The sequence below is a fragment of the Noviherbaspirillum sp. genome (assembly GCF_036563305.1).
In the GTDB taxonomy this organism is placed as follows: domain Bacteria; phylum Pseudomonadota; class Gammaproteobacteria; order Burkholderiales; family Burkholderiaceae_D; genus Noviherbaspirillum.
In genome coordinates this window covers 183,979-205,230 of the sequence record NZ_DATCMQ010000008.1, presented here as the reverse complement: position 1 = coordinate 205,230, position 21,252 = coordinate 183,979, and the positions used below count along the sequence as shown (strand labels likewise).

Annotated in this window: 16 protein-coding genes and 1 tRNA gene; 4 read left to right on the top strand and 13 right to left on the bottom strand. The window is 63.5% G+C overall.

Annotated features, from left to right (window positions below; translation table 11 throughout):
- The first annotated feature begins 124 nt into the window (after positions 1–124).
- Positions 125–1,285, top strand: a complete 1,161-nt coding sequence (locus VIM12_RS06635) for an acyltransferase (RefSeq protein WP_331940827.1) — start codon at positions 125–127, stop codon at positions 1,283–1,285.
- A 24-nt stretch (positions 1,286–1,309) separates the two neighbouring features.
- On the opposite strand, the gene VIM12_RS06630 is transcribed toward VIM12_RS06635, so the two are convergent.
- The 10 genes from VIM12_RS06630 to VIM12_RS06585 form a co-directional block, all read right to left on the bottom strand.
- On the bottom strand, positions 1,310–2,443 hold the full coding sequence (locus VIM12_RS06630) for a hypothetical protein (protein ID WP_331940826.1): 1,134 nt from the start codon (positions 2,441–2,443) through the stop codon (positions 1,310–1,312).
- Complete coding sequence (locus VIM12_RS06625; protein ID WP_331940825.1) at positions 2,440–2,643, bottom strand: hypothetical protein; 204 nt, start codon at positions 2,641–2,643, stop codon at positions 2,440–2,442. Before VIM12_RS06625 ends, VIM12_RS06630 begins: the two co-directional genes overlap by 4 nt.
- A gap of 238 nt (positions 2,644–2,881) precedes the next feature.
- A complete protein-coding gene (locus VIM12_RS06620) occupies positions 2,882–3,487 on the bottom strand; it encodes a hypothetical protein (RefSeq protein WP_331940824.1) in 606 nt (201 codons plus the stop codon).
- A complete protein-coding gene (locus tag VIM12_RS06615; protein WP_331940823.1) occupies positions 3,480–3,932 on the bottom strand; it encodes a hypothetical protein in 453 nt (150 codons plus the stop codon). Before VIM12_RS06615 ends, VIM12_RS06620 begins: the two co-directional genes overlap by 8 nt.
- Positions 3,933–4,227: 295 nt before the next feature.
- Positions 4,228–4,304, bottom strand: a tRNA-Pro gene (locus tag VIM12_RS06610).
- A gap of 106 nt (positions 4,305–4,410) precedes the next feature.
- Positions 4,411–8,556, bottom strand: a complete 4,146-nt coding sequence (locus tag VIM12_RS06605) for a chemotaxis protein CheB (RefSeq protein ID WP_331940822.1) — start codon at positions 8,554–8,556, stop codon at positions 4,411–4,413.
- 197 nt (positions 8,557–8,753) lie between these two features.
- Positions 8,754–10,334 (bottom strand): ABC transporter ATP-binding protein, encoded by a 1,581-nt coding sequence (locus VIM12_RS06600; protein ID WP_331940821.1) that lies wholly within the window; start codon positions 10,332–10,334, stop codon positions 8,754–8,756.
- Positions 10,331–11,368, bottom strand: a complete 1,038-nt coding sequence (locus VIM12_RS06595; RefSeq protein WP_331940820.1) for an ABC transporter permease — start codon at positions 11,366–11,368, stop codon at positions 10,331–10,333. Before VIM12_RS06595 ends, VIM12_RS06600 begins: the two co-directional genes overlap by 4 nt.
- Positions 11,365–12,426, bottom strand: a complete 1,062-nt coding sequence (locus VIM12_RS06590) for a microcin C ABC transporter permease YejB (RefSeq protein WP_331940938.1) — start codon at positions 12,424–12,426, stop codon at positions 11,365–11,367. Before VIM12_RS06590 ends, VIM12_RS06595 begins: the two co-directional genes overlap by 4 nt.
- On the bottom strand, positions 12,426–14,228 hold the full coding sequence (locus tag VIM12_RS06585; protein ID WP_331940819.1) for an extracellular solute-binding protein: 1,803 nt from the start codon (positions 14,226–14,228) through the stop codon (positions 12,426–12,428). The genes VIM12_RS06590 and VIM12_RS06585 overlap by 1 nt, the downstream gene beginning before the upstream one ends.
- Before the next feature lie 298 nt (positions 14,229–14,526).
- Here VIM12_RS06585 and fabI point away from each other — a divergent pair, with 298 nt between their 5' ends.
- On the top strand, positions 14,527–15,306 hold the full coding sequence (gene fabI, locus VIM12_RS06580; RefSeq protein WP_331940818.1) for an enoyl-ACP reductase FabI: 780 nt from the start codon (positions 14,527–14,529) through the stop codon (positions 15,304–15,306).
- Positions 15,307–15,661: 355 nt separating this feature from the next.
- On the top strand, positions 15,662–17,059 hold the full coding sequence (locus tag VIM12_RS06575) for a DEAD/DEAH box helicase (RefSeq protein WP_331940817.1): 1,398 nt from the start codon (positions 15,662–15,664) through the stop codon (positions 17,057–17,059).
- Between the two features lie 75 nt (positions 17,060–17,134).
- Here VIM12_RS06575 and senA read toward each other — a convergent pair whose 3' ends face one another.
- A complete protein-coding gene (senA, locus tag VIM12_RS06570; protein ID WP_331940816.1) occupies positions 17,135–18,319 on the bottom strand; it encodes a selenoneine synthase SenA in 1,185 nt (394 codons plus the stop codon).
- 183 nt (positions 18,320–18,502) lie between these two features.
- Between senA and VIM12_RS06565 the strand changes: the two genes are divergently transcribed.
- Positions 18,503–18,952 carry a GNAT family N-acetyltransferase gene (locus VIM12_RS06565; protein ID WP_331940815.1) on the top strand — a complete coding sequence of 150 codons (450 nt, stop codon included), beginning with the start codon at positions 18,503–18,505 and terminating at the stop codon, positions 18,950–18,952.
- Here the strand turns inward: VIM12_RS06565 and egtB are convergent.
- Entirely contained in the window at positions 18,949–20,178 is a 1,230-nt protein-coding gene (egtB, locus tag VIM12_RS06560) for an ergothioneine biosynthesis protein EgtB (RefSeq protein WP_331940814.1), read from the bottom strand. The two genes, VIM12_RS06565 and egtB, sit on opposite strands and share 4 nt — an antisense overlap.
- A 9-nt stretch (positions 20,179–20,187) precedes the next feature.
- The gene (gene egtD, locus VIM12_RS06555) at positions 20,188–21,168 is read right to left on the bottom strand and encodes an L-histidine N(alpha)-methyltransferase (protein WP_331940813.1); all 981 of its coding nucleotides are present in this window, start codon (positions 21,166–21,168) and stop codon (positions 20,188–20,190) included.
- Positions 21,169–21,252 lie beyond the last annotated feature (84 nt).

Genomic DNA, 21,252 nt, shown 5'->3' with positions numbered 1-21,252 from the left:
ATAAGTCGGCAATTTCTGGACAAGGCATTGATCTGTAAGAAGAAAGTGCATTTGAGCAAAAACAACGCAGGCGGGTGCGGCAACGCTGCTAGAATCAAGCCTCTTTCTTTGCAGCACTTCCGTGATGGACAATCGCCGCATTCTCGGGTTCGACTTCTTGCGCGGGCTTTGCGCTCTCGGCATTGCGTTTTACCATGTCCTTGGGTGGCTCAAGCTCTACCACGCCAATAACATTGGCCTGTACTGCGTCTATATCTTCTTCATCCTCAGTGGCGCCAGCATCTACATCGCTTACGCAGACCGCTTCAAGGCCGGGCACGACATTAAGAAGTTCATGTACCTACGGCTATTCCGCCTGGTGCCGCTATTTGCGATTGTCGTCCTCGCCACGCCATTCATTACCTATTTCGACTTCACACAGTACGACTTTGCCTTTGCAAAGAAGGCCCTGATAAACAGTACCTTCGCCTTCGGGCTTGGCGATCCTGGCACGACCTCGATCCCAACAGGAGGCTGGTCGCTCGGCATCGAATTCGTCTTCTATTTGATGTTCCCGACGATTCTTGCCTTTGTGTCTGGCCGGCTCTCCACCGCCCTTACGTTCACCGCGATTGTTGCGGTCTTGCAATATAGCTACATTTCCTTGCAAGTCTCCCCCGCTGGCGGCTTCCTGGACTGGCCGGGATATACGCAGTTCCTGTCATTCCCGCTCTACTTTGTTGCTGGCTGCCTTATCGGACGCCTGCTTACGACCGAGGCGCGAGCACCGATCGATCATCCACTCGCTCAGGTGGGGCTGTGGGCCGCATTCATCGGCCTATGCGCTTTCATGCTACTTACTGACGGGACGGCAGATGGTTCGGGCCTGATCGGCAAACGGAGATTGGTTCTTCCGCTGGTGAGCATTGCTCTGGTAGTGGTATCCGCCTACATGAAGTTCCCCACCAAAGCACTCTCCTCGCTCGCGGTAGCGCTTGGGAATATGAGCTATGGCCTGTACCTGATCCACCCTCTGATCTACGTGTCCGTGATGAACGAAATGCGCCTAGGGTTTGGGCAGGATAAGGAAGTCTTCGTAACGCTTCGGGACTGGATGTTGCTCGGCTATCACTCGTACACCGTGCTTTTTGCCGTCGCGATCGTGTCAATCACCGTCCTGATTGCGCTGATTATCGAGCGGCTGTACGAACGCCCGCTGAATCAACTCGGGAAGCGGCTGGTTAGCGGGAAGCGAGCCGCACAGCGTTCAAGCTCGCGGCTCCCAGAGGTGGCTGCGCACGCTTAGCCGATCATCTCCGGCGTCACCGTGTTACGTGCCACTTGGCCGAAGTCGGAATGGTAGGTAATGGCCGTGCACTGCCGCTCTGACATCCAGCCGCCGCGGGAAGCGTAGGCATCGCGGGCGGCTAAGGTCGAATGCTGAATGACCGTTATCCCGGAATGCTCCTTCTCCTCGACGTGGTGCCGGTGGCCGCATGGCGTACCGCTTTTCGGTGTTGCCCCAAATCTTGGGAAACTGTGACGTAAACAGGATCGGAAGCCCGTCGCTCTTCTTCAGGTGCCCGTGATGCCACGCGAGCATCGTTTTCCCGTGCTGGTAGACGTAGTACGGAAGTTCCGAGTCGATAACCTCCACCCGCGGCTCGTTCTCGTACAGAGTCTGGAACATGGCGCGAAGCCAGACGCTGGAGGCAAGGTCATGATTCCCCTCGGCCATCAGCACTACCACCTTTTCGTACTTTCCCAACGCTAAGTTCACAACCCTCCGCAAGATGCGTATTGCAGCCTGGACCACCTTCTGGAATCGCCCGTCTTGGTCGAGCAGATGGCCGGAGGTAGGCGTTACCGCGGCAAGCCCGTCCGAGTGAAGGAAGTCGCCGAGCTGCGCAACGATCCCGACCTTGGCGGCCGGCGAGGCGTTGATCATGTACTCGAAGCAGCCGGTAAGGGTGCGTTCTGCAATCTTCAAATCCCAATCGGCCTGCAGGTTCTCCCGGTGCCACGCAAGGGTGCCGACGTGGCTGTCCGTCAGTGTGTACACGTTCGCCAGCTTGTCCGAGGTGATCATCGGGGCGGGAATTGGCGCCTGCGGGGCGATGTCCTCGCACATGGCGGCAACCGCCTGACGCATGATTTCCTGCATCCGGTCGCGGTCCACAGCGGACTTTACCCACTGCCCCCGCGCCTTGCCGTCCTCGTCGTAGTAGGTGGAGACGCCCTTGACCACGAATCTATCTGGCACGGGGCGCGTCATCGCATGCTCCGGCGAGTACCCGGCAGCAGCCGCTTTCCGCTTGACCAGCGCAATTGCGTCCGCAACTGAGTTGTAGGCCACCTTAAGCGCCCGGGATGCCGTACGCATGCTGCCGTGCTCCGCTACCGCGTCGATGTAGTCTGCCTGACGGGCGGTCGCCCATTCCTTCAGTTTCGGGTCTAGGGTCATTGCGTGATCCTCTTGTATTCGCCGCACCACTCGGCTGGCACGGCTACCGGGAACGTCCAGCCGCCGTCTTCTGCGTCGCCGATGTGCACGGGCGGGCTGCGCCGGCAGTACCCGGCATCGCTCTTCGGGTCGTCCAAAAGAAAAAACCTGCAGGAGGCGCAGGTTTCGATGTCCACTTCCACAGATTTCTTCTTGCGCATCACTTCCCCGTATCAAAGCAGCCGGACTGCCTCACGATCTCTTGCAGCGCCGCTAGACGCGCTTTGTCGTAGTTGGCGTCGGCGTAGTTGACGGCCACAGTTCGGGCAGTTTCTCTAAGGGAGACGGAGGGAGCATCAGGTCCGGCGGAATCTGGAGCTTCCTCACCTGCAGCGGCTGCGTCGTGCCACACGCGGAAAGAGCCAGGCAGAGGAGGAAAGGAAGCAGGCGCATATTGGTCTACCTTTGCAAGGTTTGATTGGACGGTATCGGCGGACTTTCGGATCTTCTCGGCGTGCGCCTTGCCGGTCTTGTTGATGGCTGCCCTGCGCTTAGTGAGGCCCGGCAGGGAGACCAGACGCCACCCACCCGCGCCTCACCCCAGCGGGGAAGCTGATTGCATGCCGCGGTGGATGCCCCGGTATTGCAGGCGATCGTCGGCCCCATGTTGTAGACGGCGTCGGAGAAGGCAGCGAGGACGTTGACCGGCAGCCCCGGGACGACGATGACGCGAAAGGTGGTATTGCCGGGGTCAACCGCTGCGTTCGTGAAGTTCTTTGCGTAGATGGTGATATTGTCTTTGCTGGTGGTGATCGCCTCGAAGATGACCCCGGCAACGTCTGCGATAGGACGAATCACCACCATTGCCCCTGCGCTCACTCCGGGAACGATTGCGATGGATAACGTCTGAGCGCCGCCGGCAATCGATCCGAAGTTGTAGGTGAAGGTCTCTGTTAGCGAGCGGTTCCACCCTCCCAAGCAGAGCGTTACCAGCTTGAGCCAGCGCACCCATGGGCCGGGCCAGAAGTCCTTGGGAAGGTCGCGAGTCGGCGCGTCTTCATTCATCTGTTGCCTCGCTCAGCATGACGACCTTCACCGGGTCGGTAATTCGGACGCAGAACACGAAGCTGTAGGCGGATCCAAACCGGTACCAGACGGCCCGCGACATCCGCTCGCCCAGCTTCCCTATCGGTCGCCATAGCTCGTTTCCCCACGTCGCGCCGCCATCCTTGGATACCTGCAGCATGGCCTGCGGGTCCGATCCCTGGCCGTTTACCAGGCCAACGTCCGACTCAAACAGTATTTGCAACGTCGACAGAGAGAACTTCTTTCCGCCCATCTGCAGGGCACGGCTCGCCATCTGACGGGCGATTGGCGTCCCGTTGTCGGTGTAGGCGTCGGGCGCGATCGTATAGACGTTGCCGTTCTCAAAGTCCGTCACCCGAGGCTTGTTCTGGTAGTTCGTCCGGATCTCTGCGCGATGACGCCCGCCCGACAGCCCCGATTCCAAGCGGCTCCATATGTTGGTGCTGGCGTCGAACAGCCAGGACTTCCCCTGGCTCGGGAAATTGATCTATACATCGGGTGCCCGCCGAGCATGTAGGAGAAGGCGGTAGCGTCCGAGACGGTCGGGTAGCCGTTGATGATGTGATCAATCTCGGGGTTGCTGATCGCGCCAGCGCACGGCCGCGCGTCACCATCACCTGAACCTGCCCCATCTCGTTCTTGAACAGGCCGGCGAGGGAGTCGTTGAACTTGGTCTAATAAAAAAGGGTTAGCCATTACAGCTAACCCTTTGATATTCCTGGTCGGGGCGAGACGATTCGAACGTCCGACCACCTGATCCCAAATCAGGTGCGCTACCAGGCTGCGCTACGCCCCGAGAGAGGTGCATCATACCGGGGTCTTGCAGGGCGGTCAATTTGAAATCCTGCGAGCAAGCGTTCGTGCACCTGCGCAAGGACCGTCGGGCCGCACCAGGCTGACACCTACTTGCTGGTCCTCGCTGCCGTGTTGATGAACTGGTCGAAGGACACGGGCTTGCGCACATGCGTTTCGAATCCTGCCTCCAGTGCACGGTTGACGTCGCTGTTGCGGGTAAAGCCGCTGAGGGCGATTGCGGGGGTGGCGGCGGTGGCGGGGCGCTTGCGGAGTTCGGCAAGCAAGGTGTACCCGTCCATGTCCGGCATGCCGATGTCGGAGACGATGAGCTGGAAGGATTCGCGCGACGCATCCACCAGTTTCAAGGCCTCGGCCGGGCCGGAGGCGGCAGTTACCAGCGCCCCGTCCTCTTCCAGCAGCGTTTTCAGCATGTCCAGGGTCTCGGTGGCGTCGTCGACGAGCAGGACGCACTTGCCGGCCAGGGAACTCCTCTGCTGCATTTCATGCGGCAGCTCGGCTTGCTGCGGGACCGCCAGCGGCAGGGAGACGATGAAACGCGCACCCTGACCTTCGCCCCGGGACTCGGCCTTCACCGTGCCGCCATGGCTGTGGACGAGTTCCTTGACGAGCGCCAGGCCGATTCCCATGCCGCCGTACTGGCGGGCGGTGCCGCTGTTGGCCTGGCGGAACATGTCGAAAATGTGCGGCAGGAATTCAGGCGCGATGCCCTTGCCGGTGTCGCTGACGTCGATGCAGGCGGTATCGCCGCCATCGCGCAAGCGGACCCGTACGGTCCCCCCTGCCGGCGTGAACTTAAGTGCATTGCTCAGCAGGTTCCAGACGACTTGTTCAATCCGGATCACGTCCCCCTGGATGATCAACTCGCGCGTGCCATCCTCGAGCAATAGTTTCACCTGCTTGTGCCGCGCCTCCTCCTCCATCAACCGGACAACATGGCTGACGCGCTCGGTAAGGTCGAGTTGTGTATGAGTCAGGGTCAGCTTGCCGGTATGCAGCCGGGACAGGTCCATCAGGTCGTCGATGATCCGGGCCTGGCTTTCGACCATGCGCTTGATGGTCGTCGTGCCGCGCACGATGGCCGGCAGCGTGGCGGTTTCCGGCATGCGGCCCAGCATTTCCGCCGTGAGCTGGATGAGGTTGAGCGGCTGCTTGAGTTCATGAGACAACACGGCGAAGAACTCGTCGCGCACGCGCGCGGCTTCCTCTGCCCGGATGCGTTCCTTCCGCTCCCACTCGAGCTTGGCATCCTGCTGGTCGCGCATCCACTTGGAATCCGTCAAATCCCGCGCGATCTTGACGAAGCCGCAGGTGTCGTTGTCGATCAGCGGCGATGCAATGCCGCTGCAGTAGATGAGGCTGCCGTTCTTGCGCACGTGCCAGCGCTCGTCCTCGGCCCGGCCATCCTCGCGCGCGCGTCGCAGTTCGTCCTGGTACGCGCCCCTTGCCTGGTCTTCGGGCGTATACAGCACCTGCGCGCTGCGCCCGATCATCTCCGCCTCGGAATAGCCGAACAGTCGTTCCGCATCGCCGTTCCAGCTGGTCACGATGCCATCCAGGTCGAGCGTTGCAATCGCGTAGTCGCGGGTGCTGGCCGCGACCAGCCGCATGCGCTGCTCGCTGCGTCGCAGCTGTTCCTCAGCCGCCTTGCGACGGGAGATATCGATGAACGACAGCACCAGGCCCTCGATCCTGTCCTCGAAAGTCCGGTACGGCAGCAGGCGGGCAATGTACCACTGGCCGTCCTCGGTGCCGCGCACTTCGCGTTCGACGGGCTGCAGCTTGTCGAATACCTGTTCGATGTCCTGCCCCAGGTGCGGGTAGGCAAGGCGGTTGGTGATGTCGAGGATGGGCCTGTTGAGGTCGGAGGGAATCAGGTTGAACAGGCGCGTGCAGGGCTTCGAGTACCGCTTGATGCGCATGGCGCGGTCGACGAAGATCGTCGAGATTTCAGTCGCCGACAAGAAGTTGTGCAGGTCGTCGTTGGCCTTCGCCGTCTCGTCGACCTTCAACTTCAGTTCGGTATTGACCGTGCTGAGTTCTTCGTTGATCGATTGCAGCTCTTCCTTGCTCGTCTCCAGTTCTTCGGCCGTGCTGCGCAACTCTTCGTTGCTGGCCTGCAGTTCCTCGTTGGCGCCCTTCAGTTCCTCCAGCGCGGTCTCATAGCGCTCGATCACGGAACGCAGTTGCTCCTTGGTCTGCAGCAATTCCTTTTCGAGATGGACGGCAACCGCATTGCCTTCCTCAACCTGCAGCGCGACCGCTGCTTCCGCTGGCTGCTCCAGTTCCTGAAACATGAGCAGGCAGGCGCCCGTCGCCGCGTGGCGATCGCGCGCCGGATGGATGAGCATGCGCACGAACACTGTCTTGCCGCCCTCGTCTACCGGAACGAAACGCGTCTCGACGTCCGTGTGGGTTTGAGTGGCCTGGAACAATGCGGCGCGCAGCTCGAGCTGCAGGTCCGGATGCAGCGTCGTCAGGATGTCCCGTGACGGCTCCCCCCCGGGGTGGCGGAGAAAGCGACCGGCGCCCCGGGTGGCGTAGATGATCTGGTGGTGCTGGTCGACCAGGATGCCCGGCGGCGCGTGGTCTTCGAGCAGTTGCCGGAACAGGTCCTGCGGGGAAATATGCAGCTGTTCCGCCGGCTTGGCCACCGACTTGGGAAGACGCAAAGACTCACCCCTGGCAATCAGCGGCGGCGGGCCGTGGAAGACGGCCCCGCCGCGCACGTTGACTGCCTGGTAAATGCGGTTCTTCTTGTCCACCGGCGTGAAGTACTGCGAAACGTTTTCGGCTGACTCGGCCGTGCCGAGGAACAGGTAACCGTTCGGATAAAGCGCATAATGCAGGATTTCCAGAACCTTCGCCTGGATATCCCGGTCGAGATAGATCAGCAGGTTGCGGCAGGAGATCAGCTGCAGCCGGGAGAACGGCGGGTCGCGCAGGATGTTGTGGATGGCGAACAGCACCTTCTCGCGGACGGACCGCTTCACGGCGTAGTGCTCACCCTCCCTGTCGAAATACTGGCGCAGTCGTGTCGGGCTGACGTCGGTGATGATGGAAGCGGGATAGACGGCGCGACGGGCGATATTGACCGCGCGCTCGTCGATGTCCGACGCGAACACCTGCAAGGACCGCGTTCTGTCGCCGAGCGCGTCCTGGTCCGCCAGCAGCATGGCGAGCGAATAGGCTTCTTCGCCGGTGGCACAGCCGATCGACCAAACCCGGATCTGGTCGGCTTCGGGCGTGTCCTGGAAGATGCGCGGAATGATGTCGCGCTCCAGGGCCTCGAATGCACAACGGTCGCGGAAGAAGTTGGTGACGCTGATCAGCATGTCCTGCAGCAGTGCGTGGGCCTCGTCGTCGTTCCGCTCCAGGTACTTGCGGTATGCGATCACGTCGCCGAGACCATTGACCTGCAGGCGACGCTCGATACGGCGCAGCACGGTTGCGCGCTTGTAATGCTTGAAGTCATGCCCGGTTCGAAGGTGCAGGATCTGCATGATCTCGCGCAGTGCGTACTCCATTTCCTGGGCCTGCGCCTCGGGCGTGTCACTGTGAATGCTGCGCTCGGCCCGTCCGGCAGCGGGCAGCTGCAGCGAGTTCGAATTGCGGAAGAGCTCGATCAGCCGTTGCGGCATGTCCGCTACCGGCAGGATCAGGTCGACGCTGCCGGTTTCAATCGCACTGCGCGGCATGCTTTCGTATTCCGCATCGTCAAGTGCCTGAGCGAACGTCATCCCGCCCTTTTCCTTGATGCGCGCGATGCCGACCGCGCCGTCCGAACCGGCGCCCGACAGGATGATGCCTACCGCGCGTTCCCGGTGCACCTCGGCGAGCGTGCGGAAGAACAAGTCGATCGCAACGTGGCGCCCGCGGGGACGGGCCGCGGACACGACCTGCAGCGAGCCGTCGTTCATCAGCAGATCCATGGTCGGCGGGATCACATATACATGGTTGGCCTCGATGGCCATGGTCTCCGTTACCTGCCTGACCGGCATCCTGGTCCTGGCCTGCAGGACCTCATGGAGGCTGCTCTCGTGTTTTGGCGAGAGATGCAGCACGATCACAAACGCCATGCCGTTGTCGGAAGGGATCGCTTCGAGAAACCGGCTCAATGCCTCGATCCCGCCCGCGGAAGCGCCGATGCCGACGACAAAGAACGGCAGCGTGCTGGGGATGAATCCGGGGGTGGACGGGGGAAAATCGAGGACTGTTCGTACGTTGTCGTCCATGTGGATACCGGCTGGGTGGTTATTTTGCTATCTGTTAGACGGCAAGCTTACCCGCTTATCCCGTTCAAACCCAATTTATTATTGCGTCGGCGACTCGGCGCAATCCTTCCGCCTCCCGGGCGGGCGGAGTGGCGGCACGACGAATGTGCGCCTGGAAAGATCCCCTGCCCCTGCATGGGAACGACTGACCTGGCAGCTCAGGCGAGCGTAGAGTAGGTAGCCGCTTCCAGCAGGCGGCGGGTATAGGACTGGGACGGATTGGACAACACCTCGGCGGTCGACCCGCTCTCCACCACCTTCCCGTCCTTCATCACCATCACCCGATGCGCCATCGCACGGATCACCGCGAGATCGTGGCTGATGAAGATGTAGGCGATGCCGTACTTGCGCTGCAGTTCGGCAAGCAACAGCAGCACCTGCTGCTGTACCGAGACGTCCAGCGAGGACGTCGGCTCGTCCAGCAGGATGACCTCCGGCTTGAGCACCAGCGCGCGGGCAATGGCGATCCGCTGGCGCTGGCCGCCGGAAAACTCGTGGGGATAGCGCGCCATCATCTCCGGCGCCAGGCCGACCTCCGACAACGCGCTGGCCACCGCCTCCCGCACGCCGTCCCTGCCAAGATCGGGCTGGTGCAGCGCGAGGCCTTCGCCGACGGTCTGTTCTATCGTGCGGCGCGGCGACAACGAGGCGAACGGATCCTGGAAAACGACCTGCATCTTTGCCCGCAGCGGGCGCAGCGCGCTGCGGGACATGGTGCTGACCGGATGGCCGATGAAGGAAATATCGCCATCCACCCGGGCCTGGGACAGACGCAGCAGCGCCATGCCGAGGGTGGACTTGCCGGAGCCGGACTCGCCCACGATGCCCAGCGTCTCATGCGGCCGCAGCTGCAGGTCGACATCGTCGACGGCGACGAAGGACTTCTTGCGGAACCAACCGGCCTTGATATCGAAGGTACAGCGTACCCCCCGCGCGGCAAGCACCGGGGTGGTGTCGGCGCCGACTTCGTCGACCACCCGCTGCGGATGGCTGCCGAGCAGCTTGCGGGTGTACGGCTCCCGCGGGTGCGAGAACAGGTCGGCGGTGGACGCCGTCTCGATCAGCCGCCCCTTTTCCATCACGCCCACCCGGTCGGCGAAATGCCGGACCAGGTTCAGGTCGTGCGTGATCATCAGCACCGCCATGTTCTCTTCGCGCTGCAGATGGTTCAGCAGCTCCAGGATCTGCACCTGTATCGTGACGTCCAGCGCGGTGGTCGGCTCGTCGGCGATCAGCAGCCGGGGTCGGCAGGCGAGCGCCATGGCGATCATCGCGCGCTGCCGCTGGCCGCCGGAAAGCTGGTGCGGAAATGCCCGGGCGCGGCGCGCCGGCTCCGGGATGCCGGTCTTGTCCAGCAGGTCCACCGCGCGCAGGGCGGCCTCCCTGGCGTTCAGGCCTTCATGCAGCATCAGCACTTCGGCGATCTGGTTGCCGATGGTGAACAGCGGGTTGAGTGCCGTCATCGGTTCCTGGAAGATCATCGCGATGTCCTTGCCGCGCACCGCGCGCATCGCCCGCTCCGGCCGTTGCAGCAGGTCGTCTCCCTCGAACAGGATGCGCCCGCGGTAGGCAGCGTCCTGGTTCAGCCGCAGTATCGACAGCGCGGTCACGGTCTTGCCCGAGCCCGACTCCCCGACCAGCGCGAACTTCTCGCCCGGCGCGATGGAAAAACTCACGTCATGCACCACGTTGTTGCCGCCGAAGGCAACGCCGAGTCCTTGTACCTCGAGCAGGCTCATGCCGCCCTCCTGACGTCGAGCGCGTTACGCAGGGCATCGCCGATGTTGGTCAGCAGCAGCAGCGTGGCGGTCAGGACCACGAAGGTCGAGGTCGCGATCCACCATGCGTCCAGGTTGTTCTTGCCCTGCGCCAGAAGCTCGCCCAGGCTGGGCGTGTTGGGCGGCACGCCCAACCCGAGGAAGTCAAGGCTGGTCAGCGCCAGGATCGCCGCACTCATGCGGAACGGCAGGAAGGTGACGACCGGCGTCAAGCTGTTGGGCAGCACATGGCGCCAGATGATCTGTCCATTGCTCAGCCCGAGCGCGCGCGCCGCCTGCACGTAGTCGAGATTGCGGTTGCGCAGGAAGTCGGCGCGCACGTAATCGGACAGCCCCATCCAGCCGAACAGCGACAGCAGCACCAGCAGCAACCCGAGGCTGGGCTGGAAGATGGAAGCGAAGATGATCAGCAGGTAGAGCTCCGGCATCGAGCCCCAGATCTCCATGAAACGCTGGAAGAACAGGTCGGTCCTGCCGGCAAAATAACCCTGGATCGCACCCGTCAGGAGGCCAAGGATCACGCCGGTGACGGTGAGCGCGATGCCGAACAGCACCGAGATCCGGAAGCCGTAGAGCAGGCGCGCAAACACATCACGCCCGCGGTCATCGGTGCCGAGCCAGTTCTGCGAGGACGGCGGCGCCGGGTTGGGCGCCTTGGCGAAATAGTTGAGCGTATCGAAGCGGTAGCGGTTGAGCGGGTAGATGGCCCAGTTCCCGTCCTTCCTGAACTGGTCCTCGATGAAGGGGTCGAGGTAATCGGCCGGGGTCTCGAAGTCGCCGCCGAAGACCTTTTCGGAATAGGTGTGGACAATCGGGAACAGCAGCTGGCCGTTGTAGCGGACGACCAGCGGCTTGTCGTTCGACACCAGCTCGGCGCCCAGGCTGATCACGAACAGCACCGAAAAAATCACCAGGCTCCAGAAGCCGCGCCGGCTCTGCCGGAATCGCAGCCAGACGCGCCGGCCGGGAGAGATGGATGGACTTGTTGTTTTCATCGGCTCAGGCTTTCGAACTGCACGCGCGGGTCGGCCCAGACATAGCAGAGGTCGCCGATCAGCTTGACCACCAGGCCGATCAGCGTGAACAGATACAGCGTTCCCATGACTACCGGGTAGTCGCGCCGGATCACGGATTCATAGGAAAGCAAGCCCAGCCCGTCGAGCGAGAACAGGGTCTCGATCAGCAGGCTGCCCGCAAAGAAGGCGCCGATGAAGGCCGCCGGAAAGCCGGTCACGAGCGGAATCAGGGCGTTGCGGAACACGTGCTTGTACAGCACTGCGCGTTCGCTCAGTCCCTTGGCGCGCGCGGTCAGCACGTACTGCTTGCGGATCTCTTCCAGAAAGGTATTCTTGGTCAGCATCGTCATGACGGCAAACGACCCGGCGACGGACGCCACGACCGGCAGCGTGATATGCCAGAGGTAGTCGAGCACCTTGCCAGTCAGCGTCAGCTGCTCCCAGTTGTCGGAGGTCAGGCCCCGCAACGGAAACCACTGGACGAAGCTGCCGCCGCCGAACAGCACCAGCAGGAACACGCCGAGCACGAAGCCAGGGATCGAATAGCCGATCAGCACGGCGATGCTGGTCGCGACGTCGAAGCGGGTGCCCTCGCGCACCGCCTTCGCCACGCCCAGCGGCAGCGAAATGAAATAGGTGAGGAAGAAGGTCCACAGTCCGAGGCTGATCGAGACCGGCAGCTTGGACTTGACCAGGCCCCACACATCCTTGTGGTGGTAGAAGCTCTGCCCGAGGTCGAAGGTCGCGAATCCCTTGAGCATCTGCCAGAAGCGCTCCACCGGCGGCTTGTCGAAGCCGTACAGGGCCTGGATCTCCTTCACGCGCTCCGCATCGACGCCCTGCCTGCCACGGTAGCCGGAAGCGCCGCCGCCGCTGGCTTCGCCGCCGCCAACCTGCCCCTTGCGCAGTTCCATCAGTGCCTGCTCGACCGGTCCGCCCGGCACGAACTGGATGACGGCAAAGGTGATGGCGACCACCCCGAGCAGGGTGGGAATCATCAACAGGAGACGCTTGCCGATATAGGCCCAGAGATTCATCACTGCCTCGCCTTCTGCTGCCACCACATCGATATGACGTACGGGTCGGCGGCATAGTACAGCGGCATTTTTTGCGGAATGCCGAAACGGTTGCGGTAGGCGACCCGGTGCGTGGACGAGAACCAGTGGGTCACCACGATGGACTTGTGCAGCAGCACCCGGTCCAGCGCCCTCGCCGCCGCCACCAGCTGCTGCCGCGAGTCTGCCGCGACCAGCGCCTCCACCAGCTTGTCCACGGCCGGATCCTTCAGGCCCCAGTAGTTGCTGGATCCCTTCTCGTCCGCTGCGCGCGAACCGAACATGTCGAACATCTCATTGCCCGGGCTGTTGGTGTCGCCGAAACGGGTGCTGGTCATGTCGAAGTCGAACTCCTCCATCCGTTTCTGGACCAGCGCGAAATCGGCGGTGCGCTGGTGCACCTCGATGCCGAGCTTTTCGAGATTGCGGACGTAGACGCTGATGACCCGGGACAATGCCGACTGGTCGTCGAGGATCTCGAAGGTGAAGGGGTCGCCCCTGGCATTGCGGAGCGCGCCGTCGCGATACTCCCAGCCGGCCTGGCGCAGCAGCTCGCGCGCCTGCAGCAGGTTGGCCCGCAGCGACGACGGCGGGTCGGTGCGGGGCGGAACCGGCGCCGGGCCGAACACCGCGGGATCGAGCTTGTCGCGCATCGGCTCCAGCAGCCTGAGCTCGTCTTCCGAAGGCATGCCGGTCGCGGCCAGCTCGCTGTTGTTGAAGAAGGAATAGATGCGGCGGTACTGGTTGTAGAACAGCTGCCGGTTCATCCATTCATAGTCGAGCGCAAGCGCCAGGGCCTTGCGCACGCGGACATCCTGGAACTGCGGCCGGCGCAGGTTCATCACGAAGCCCTGCATGCCGGCCACGTTCGAATGCGGCAGTTCGCGCTTGACGATCTCGCCGCTCGTGAACTTGGGGCCGATATAGCTGCGCGACCAGTTCTTTGCGCTGTACTCGACCACCACGTCGAACTCGCCCGCCTTGAAGGCTTCGAGCCTGGCCACGTCATCCTTGTAGAAGCGGTAGGTGATCCGGCCGAAGTTGAACATGCCGCGCCGCGCCGGGACGTCGTCACCCCAGTAGCCGGGGTCGCGCTTGTAGCTGATCGAACGGCCGACGTCGTAGCGGTCGATCAGGTAGGGCCCGGTGGCGATCGGGGGCTCCAGCTGGATCTTGTCGAAACTGGTGTTTGCGCCCCACTTGCGGGAGAACACCGGGACGCCGCCGACGATCAGCGGCAGCTCGCGGTTCAGCGCCTTGAAGTCGAAGCGCACGGTCCGCTCGTCGACGACCACGCACTGCTTGACGTCGGCAAACAGCATCTTGAATTGCGGTGCGCCCTTGGCCAGCAGGGTGTCGTAGGAGTGCTTGACGTCGGCCGCCAGCACCGGGTCGCCATTGTTGAACCTGGCCTTGGGATTGAGGCGGAAGGTGATCGACATGCGGTCCGGCGCCAGCGCCATGTCCTCGGCCAGCAGGCCGTACATGGTTGCCACCTCGTCGGCGGAACCGGTCGTCAGGCTCTCGAACATCAGGTTGGCCACCCCGGCTGCGGCAACGCCCTTCAGCGAGAACGGATTGAACTTGTCGAAGCTGGTGCGCCGGTCCGGATTGGCGAGAAACAGCTCGCCGCCGCGCGGCGCGTCCGGATTCACGTAATCGAAATGGCGGAAACCCTCCGGGTACTTCGGCGTGTCATACAGCGAGAACGCGTGGGCGGCAAGCGCGCTGTTGCCGAGGGGAAGAAGGCCGACTAGCAGGATCAGGGAAAGGAGTTTGCGCATTCGCCGTCGTCAATAACAGGGGTAGCGGAGCTTCGGGTCGCGGGCTATTGTACCCAAAGGTACGCTGCGCAAGCCGTTTTAAGTGTGATCGGCAGAAATAACGGCCGATGCACGTATTTCCGGGTTTTATCATGGCAGTTCGGGCAAGGGCCGGATTCCGCATGGATTGCTGCGCCAACGCAAAAGTTGCCGAGGCCTCCAAGTCTCCCTACAATCTTGCCCAGTTCGCAAAACGGAGCGCAGCGGCGGCACCCGCGCCCTGCTTCCTACCTGCCCAAACAATCCACCCGGAGTCCCCATGGCTTTCCTGCAAGGCAAAAAAATCCTGATCACCGGACTGCTGTCCAACCGCTCCATCGCCTATGGCATCGCCCAGGCCTGCAAGCGTGAAGGCGCCGAGCTGGCATTCACCTACGTCGGCGACCGCTTCAAGGACCGCATCACCGATTTCGCCAAGGAGTTCGGCAGCGAGCTGGTGTTCGACTGCGACGTCAGCAGCGACGAGCAGATCGCCGCGCTGTTTGCCGACCTCGGCAAGACCTGGCCGCAGCTCGACGGCCTGGTGCACTCGATCGGCTTCGCGCCGCGCGAGGCGATCACCGGCGATTTTCTGGAAGGCCTGTCCCGTGAATCCTTCCACATCGCGCACGACATCTCCGCCTACAGCTTCCCGGCCATGGCCAAGGCGGCGCTGCCGATGCTGAGCCCGAATGCCGCGCTGCTGACCCTGACCTACATGGGATCGGTCCGCGCCACGCCCAACTACAACACGATGGGCCTGGCAAAGGCATCGCTGGAAGCCAGCGTGCGCTACCTTGCCGAGTCGCTCGGCCCCAAGGGCATCCGCGTCAATGGCATTTCTGCAGGCCCGATCAAGACCCTGGCCGCCAGCGGCATCAAGGATTTCAGCAAGCTGCTCGGCATCGTCGCGACCCACGCGCCCCTGCGCCGGAACGTGACGATCGAGGACGTCGGCAACACGGCCGCCTTCCTGCTGTCCGACCTTGCCGCCGGCATCACCAGCGAGATCACCTACGTCGATGGCGGCTTCTCGCATGTGATGGTCGCACCCGAGTAACCGGTTACGCGTTCGTCACGCGTGCCGCCGCGGCGGCACGCGGTCAATCGGAAATAAGCGATGCAGCGAATGCGATTCGTCTGTATAATGCTTGGCTGTGCTTGCGACAGGCATGCACACCGAGCAGCATCGCAAACCCGTTAGCGTCAAACGATAAAGCCCTCCCGCCTCTTTGGTGTCGCCACTTCAGACACCGTCCCGGCGCAAAGCTTTTGTGCCGAAATTTCTCACAAGATTTCTCAGCTGTTTCGTTGGTTGGCGTTGCTTTTTACTACGTCCGCTATTTCATTTTCCGTGCACGGAGCCCTGTGCACGGGGGTGATGTCGCGTCGTTGATTTTGAAGAAAGAAACACAATGACATTTGAAGCACTTGGCCTGCACGCGTCCGTCCTCAAGGCACTGAACGAAGCCGGCTACACCAAGCCTACCCCGGTACAGGAGCAGGCAATTCCCGCGGCGCTGCAGGGCCGCGACCTGCTCGTCTCCTCGCAGACGGGTTCGGGCAAGACGGCCGCCTTCATGCTGCCGTCCCTGCACAAGTTTGCGGAACTTGAACAGTCTGCGCAGCCCGGCGCACGCACGCCCAACCAGGAACGCCAGGCTGCCCGCGCACGCGGCGACCGTCCGCGCTTCCAGCCGGCGCAGCCGAAGATGCTGGTGCTGACCCCGACGCGCGAACTCGCGCTGCAGGTCACCACCGCCACCACCAAGTATGGCTCCTACCTGCGCCGTGTACGCGCGGTCTCCATCCTCGGCGGCATGCCCTATCCGAAGCAGATGCAGCTGTTGTCGCGCAATCCGGAAATCCTGGTGGCGACGCCGGGCCGCCTGATCGACCACATGGAATCGGGCAAGATCAACTTCTCGCAGCTCGAGATGCTGGTGCTCGACGAGGCCGACCGCATGCTGGACATGGGCTTCATCGACGACATCGAGAAGATCGTCGCCGCGACGCCGGAAACGCGCCAGACGATGCTGTTCTCGGCAACGCTCGACGGCGTGGTCGGCAGCATGGCCAAGCGCATCACCCGCGACCCGATGGTGATCCAGATCGCCAGCGCCGGCAACCGCCACGAGAACATCCAGCAGAAGGTGCACTTCGTGGACGATCTGTCGCACAAGAACCGCCTGCTCGACCATCTGCTGCGCGATGCATCGATCGACCAGGCCGTGGTGTTCACCGCGACCAAGCGCGACGCCGACACGATTGCCGACCGCCTGAACATCAACGGCTTTGCTGCGGCAGCGCTGCATGGCGACATGCACCAGGGCGCGCGCAACCGCACGCTGGATGCACTGCGCCGCGGCCAGGTGCAGGTGCTGGTGGCGACCGACGTGGCCGCGCGCGGCATCGACGTGCCGGGTATCACCCACGTGGTGAACTACGACCTGCCGAAATTCCCGGAGGACTACGTGCACCGCATCGGCCGTACCGGCCGGGCCGGGCGCAATGGCCAGGCAATCTCGCTGGTCAACCATTCGGAGAACATGAACATCAAGCGTATCGAGCGCTTCACCAAGCAGCTGATCCCGGTCGACGTGATCGAAGGCCTGGAGCCGAAGAAGAGTGCCGTGCGCAGCGACCGCAAGCCGGGCGGCTGGAAGCCGGGCGACAACCGTCGGCCGAGCAACGGCGGCAAGCCGGGCCAGCGCAGCTTCAGCAAGCCGGGCGCACCGCGCAAGGAAGGCGGCTACGGCAAGGGTTCGGGCTTCGGTGACGGCGGTGGACGCCGTTCCTACGGCGATCGCTGATCCTGCATGGGCGATTGAACCTGCCGCAGCAACAGGCGGCAACGGCCGCCGGGGCAACCCGGCGGCCGTTTTTTTTTAATAGCTGCAGGTGCGGAAGCCGATGAACATCTGCTCCTGGTCCGGCAAGCAGAAACGCCGGAATTTCGGCGACTGTATCCGGCGCGGGGTGGCAAAGGATGCCCCGCGCACCGACTGGTGGCTACCGAAGTGCGGCGCCGAGTACGTTTGCCATGCGTCCGGCGCAAAGCCGGGGTACGGCTCGAACGCCGTGCAGGTCCATTCCCACAGGTCGCCCCAGCGCAATGCCGGATGCCCGCTCAGGACGGCATACTCCCATTCCGCCTCCGTCGGCAGCCTGCGCCCCGACCAGGTGCAATAGGCCTGCGCCTCATACAGGCTGAGATGGCGAACCGGTTCATTGGCCGGCAGGACGATGTCCTGCCCGAATCGCTGGCACAACCAGCGCTTTCCGTCGCGCTGCCAGTCCCGCGGCGCGGAGCGGTCATGCTTGAACAGCCAGTCGCGTCCGGCCTGCGACCAGTACTGCGGGTTCTGGTAGCCGCCATCCGCGACGAACTCACTGTACTGTGCGTTGGACACCAGGGTCGAATCCATGGTGAAGGCAGGCACGTGGACAGGATGCGCCCGCTTTTCGTTGTCGAACACGAAGCCCGGAGCCTCCGGCTCGCTGCCCATGGAGATGGTGCCGCCGGGGAAGCGGATCTCCCCCTGCGCCCATGAAGGCATCGGCTGCGCCTGCAGCGCCGGCGCCAGCAGGATGCCGAACGCCTGCAGGCCTTCGGCCAGCACCTCTCCCCGCATGTCCTCGTAGGCCAGCGCCAGGCGGTAGGGATACAGCGCCGCATCGTCGTTCGATGTGCGGCTCAGCTTGTCCAGCACCCGATCCAGGACTTCGTGGCAATAGGTGCGCAACGCGCCGGCGGCCGGCAGCTCGAGCGACCAGCGGCTGCGGTGCGGCACCGTCTGCGGATCGAACCAGTCGTCCCCCTTCGTCAGCATGGATGTCCTTGCCGCATCGCCTGGCGCGCTCGACTCCGCCTCGCGCAATACATACCATTCGGCGAACCAGGCGATATGCCCAAGCTCCCACATCGGCGGATTGATCCAGGGCAGGACGGGTACGCGGATCTCGCGACCGGCGGCGGCATAGCTGGCGAGCAATGCCAGGGTATAGTCGCGTGCCTCGCGCAGGGCGTCGGACAGTTCGTTGCGGGTCGCGGTGCGGAAAGTAAGGTTCATCGGAGCGGGACGTCGGATGGCGGTTGCCGGGAATCTGTGCCGGGAATCTGTGTCGGGTATGGGCGACCTATTATCGGCTCTGCGGGGACAAATTGCCACGCGCCGGAGCGCGGCCGGCTTCTGTGCTACCTTAGCGCCCCGCCGGACGCCAGCGGCGCCGGCACCCAAGACAGGAACAGGACCATGCATATCAAGGTACGCCAGGCCGGCCTCGGCGATGCGGAAGTTATCGCGCCGCTGTTCGACGGCTATCGCCAGTTCTACGCCCAGGCGCCGGATCCGGCGCTGGCGCTTTCCTTCATCCGTGAACGGCTTGCATTGCTGGAGTCGGTGATCTTCCTGGCGGAGGACGCCTCGGGCCGCGTGCTGGGCTTCACCCAGTTGTTCCCGTCGTTCTCGTCGGTCGGCGCACGTCGCATCTGGGTGCTCAACGACCTGTTCGTGGACTCGGCGGCCCGCGGGACCGGCGTCGGGCGCGCACTGCTGGACGCCGCGCGAACCCATGCGGCCTTGACCGGCGCCCTTCGCATCGAGCTGGCCACGGCGCACGACAATCCCGCCCAGAAGCTATATGAATCGCAGGGCTACCTGCGCGAGACCGGCGTCCTGCATTACAGCCTCGCCGTCGACTAGAGCGAGCGCGCGAGACGGATGCCGGTGAACTGCCAGCGTGCAGTGGACGGGAAGAAATTGCGGTAGCTGATGCGCGCGTGGCCTTCGGGCGTGGCACAGGAGGAGCCCCGCAGCACATACTGGTTGCTCATGAACTTGCCGTTGTATTCGCCGAGCGCGCCCGGAGCGGGACGGTAGCCGGGATACGGCGCGTAGCTGCTCAGGGTCCATTGCCACGCGGCGCCGTACATCTGCGCCATCATCCCCGGCGCCGCGTCACCGGCGCCTGCCGGATGCAGCGCCGGCCGCCCGAAGTCGTGCGTCGTGCGGGCCGCATGCTCCCACTCCGCCTCGGACGGCAGGCGAGCGCCAGCCCAGCGCGCATACGCGTCCGCCTCGAAGTACGAGAGATGGACCGCGGGCCGGTGCGGATCGAGCGCCTGCAGGCCATGCAGCGTGAACTCCGCCCACTTTCCGTCTTCGCAGCGCCAGTAGAACGGATGCTGTAGCGCGTTGGCGTTGATCCAGTCCCAGCCTTCCGACAGCCAGAGCGCGGCATCGGCATAGCCGCCGTCCTGCACGAAGGCGAGGAATTCCGCGTTGCTGACCAGGCGCGAGGCCAGCGCGAAGGATTCGACGAACTGGCGGTGGCGCGGCTGCTCGTTGTCGAAGCAGAAGCCCGGGCCGGAATGACCGATCTCCACCACGGATGCCGCGAATTCCTGCCATGCCGCGGACGCCAGCGGCGGGGCCGCCGGCGGCGATGCCTCGACATAGGCCGGCAGCAGCGGATTCATCGACAGCAGGTGCTTGAGATCGGTGAGCATCAGTTCCTGGTGCTGCTGCTCATGCTGCAATCCGGTTTCGACCAGCGACAGCATTTCCGGCTGCTGTCCTGCCTCCTCCAGCAGGCGTTCCATGCGACGGTCGACCTGTTCGCGATAGGCCAGCACCTGGTGCAATGCGGGGCGCGTGACGAGTCCCCTTTGCGGCCGTGGATGCTTGTCGCCGACACCGTTGTAATACGAGTTGAACAGGATGCGGAAGGCCGGATGGAAGGGCTGGAAGTCACGCTCATGGCGCTCCAGCAGGAAGGTCTCGAAGAACCATGTGGTATGCGCCAGATGCCATTTGACCGGGCTTGCATCCGGCATCGACTGCACGCAGCAGTCCTCTTCCGACAGCGGCGCAGCAAGCGCCGCGCTGCGCTGACGGACTGCGCGATAGCGTTTCAGGAGGGTGTTCATGCGGCCTCCTCAGCCGGCGCGCGCGTGGCACACCAGGAACCATTCGCGCTCGTCAGTCCAGCAACTGACGTCGGAGAAGCCGGCGTCCTCCAGCAACTGCACGAAGGCCTGCCGGGTGTACTTGTAGCTGCTCTCGGTGTGGATGCGCTCGCCCTCGCGGAAAATGCGCCGGCCGCCCTGCCAGGTCACGGTCACATGCCGGCGCGCTTCAAGGTGCATCTCGATGCGGCCAAGGTCGGGGTTGAAGATCGCGCGGTGGCGCCAGTCGCGCACGTCGAAATCGGCCTCAAGCAGATGATTGAGATGGCGCAGCAGGTTGAGGTTGAAGCTGGCGGTGACGCCGAGGGCGTCGTCGTAGGCGGCGCTCAGCAGGCGGGCATCCTTGAGCAGGTCGACCCCGATCAGCAGACCGCCGTCACTGCCGCATGCGGTGTGCACGTCCGCCAGCAGCGCCCGCGCCTCGCCGGGACCGAAATTGCCGATCGAAGAGCCGGGATAGAAAAACAGCCTTCCCTCATCGGGCACCCCTGAGGGAAGGTCGAGCGCATGCGAGAAGTCCATGCCCAGCCCTGTCATCCGGATCTCCGGAAAGCGCCGGCGCAGGCCGTCGACCGCGGTCCGCAGGAATTCCACCGAGATATCGACAGGCACGTAGTGGCGCGGCCGCAGCGCCGGGAACAGGCGCGCGGCCTTCGCGCAGTTTCCTGCGCCGAGGTCGATCAGCACGCTGCCGTGCCCGGCGCTCGCGGCGATGCCGTCCATGTGTGCGGCGAAGATTGCACCTTCGGTGCGGGTCGGATAGTACTCGGGCAGTTCGCAAATTGCCTCGAACAGTTTCGACCCGAGCGCGTCATACAGGAACTTGGGCGACGTCGTCGCATGCGCGTCGAGGAGACCACGGGACAGTTCCGCGCGGATGGCGTCATCGTCCTTCCGGTACAGTTGCAGGAAGCCATGCTGGGAAAGATCCGCGATCGGTGTCAGGGGCATAGAGTCGGTCCGACGGATTGAGCGGCGGCCGGGGAAGCGACGGCCGGGATGGGCAAGGTCGTTTTTGGCTATCATAGTGCGGCG

What these genes read in the sequence shown, in the direction of transcription:
- VIM12_RS06635 (WP_331940827.1), top strand. Translation starts at nt 125, where the DNA reads ATGGACAATCGCCGCATTCTCGGGTTCGACTTCTTGCGCGGGCTTTGC.
- VIM12_RS06630 (WP_331940826.1), bottom strand. Translation starts at nt 2,443, where the DNA reads ATGACCCTAGACCCGAAACTGAAGGAATGGGCGACCGCCCGTCAGGCA.
- VIM12_RS06625 (WP_331940825.1), bottom strand. Translation starts at nt 2,643, where the DNA reads ATGCGCAAGAAGAAATCTGTGGAAGTGGACATCGAAACCTGCGCCTCC.
- VIM12_RS06620 (WP_331940824.1), bottom strand. Translation starts at nt 3,487, where the DNA reads ATGAATGAAGACGCGCCGACTCGCGACCTTCCCAAGGACTTCTGGCCC.
- VIM12_RS06605 (WP_331940822.1), bottom strand. Translation starts at nt 8,556, where the DNA reads ATGGACGACAACGTACGAACAGTCCTCGATTTTCCCCCGTCCACCCCC.
- VIM12_RS06600 (WP_331940821.1), bottom strand. Translation starts at nt 10,334, where the DNA reads ATGAGCCTGCTCGAGGTACAAGGACTCGGCGTTGCCTTCGGCGGCAAC.
- VIM12_RS06595 (WP_331940820.1), bottom strand. Translation starts at nt 11,368, where the DNA reads ATGAAAACAACAAGTCCATCCATCTCTCCCGGCCGGCGCGTCTGGCTG.
- VIM12_RS06590 (WP_331940938.1), bottom strand. Translation starts at nt 12,426, where the DNA reads ATGAATCTCTGGGCCTATATCGGCAAGCGTCTCCTGTTGATGATTCCC.
- VIM12_RS06585 (WP_331940819.1), bottom strand. Translation starts at nt 14,228, where the DNA reads ATGCGCAAACTCCTTTCCCTGATCCTGCTAGTCGGCCTTCTTCCCCTC.
- fabI (WP_331940818.1), top strand. Translation starts at nt 14,527, where the DNA reads ATGGCTTTCCTGCAAGGCAAAAAAATCCTGATCACCGGACTGCTGTCC.
- VIM12_RS06575 (WP_331940817.1), top strand. Translation starts at nt 15,662, where the DNA reads ATGACATTTGAAGCACTTGGCCTGCACGCGTCCGTCCTCAAGGCACTG.
- senA (WP_331940816.1), bottom strand. Translation starts at nt 18,319, where the DNA reads ATGAACCTTACTTTCCGCACCGCGACCCGCAACGAACTGTCCGACGCC.
- VIM12_RS06565 (WP_331940815.1), top strand. Translation starts at nt 18,503, where the DNA reads ATGCATATCAAGGTACGCCAGGCCGGCCTCGGCGATGCGGAAGTTATC.
- egtB (WP_331940814.1), bottom strand. Translation starts at nt 20,178, where the DNA reads ATGAACACCCTCCTGAAACGCTATCGCGCAGTCCGTCAGCGCAGCGCG.
- egtD (WP_331940813.1), bottom strand. Translation starts at nt 21,168, where the DNA reads ATGCCCCTGACACCGATCGCGGATCTTTCCCAGCATGGCTTCCTGCAA.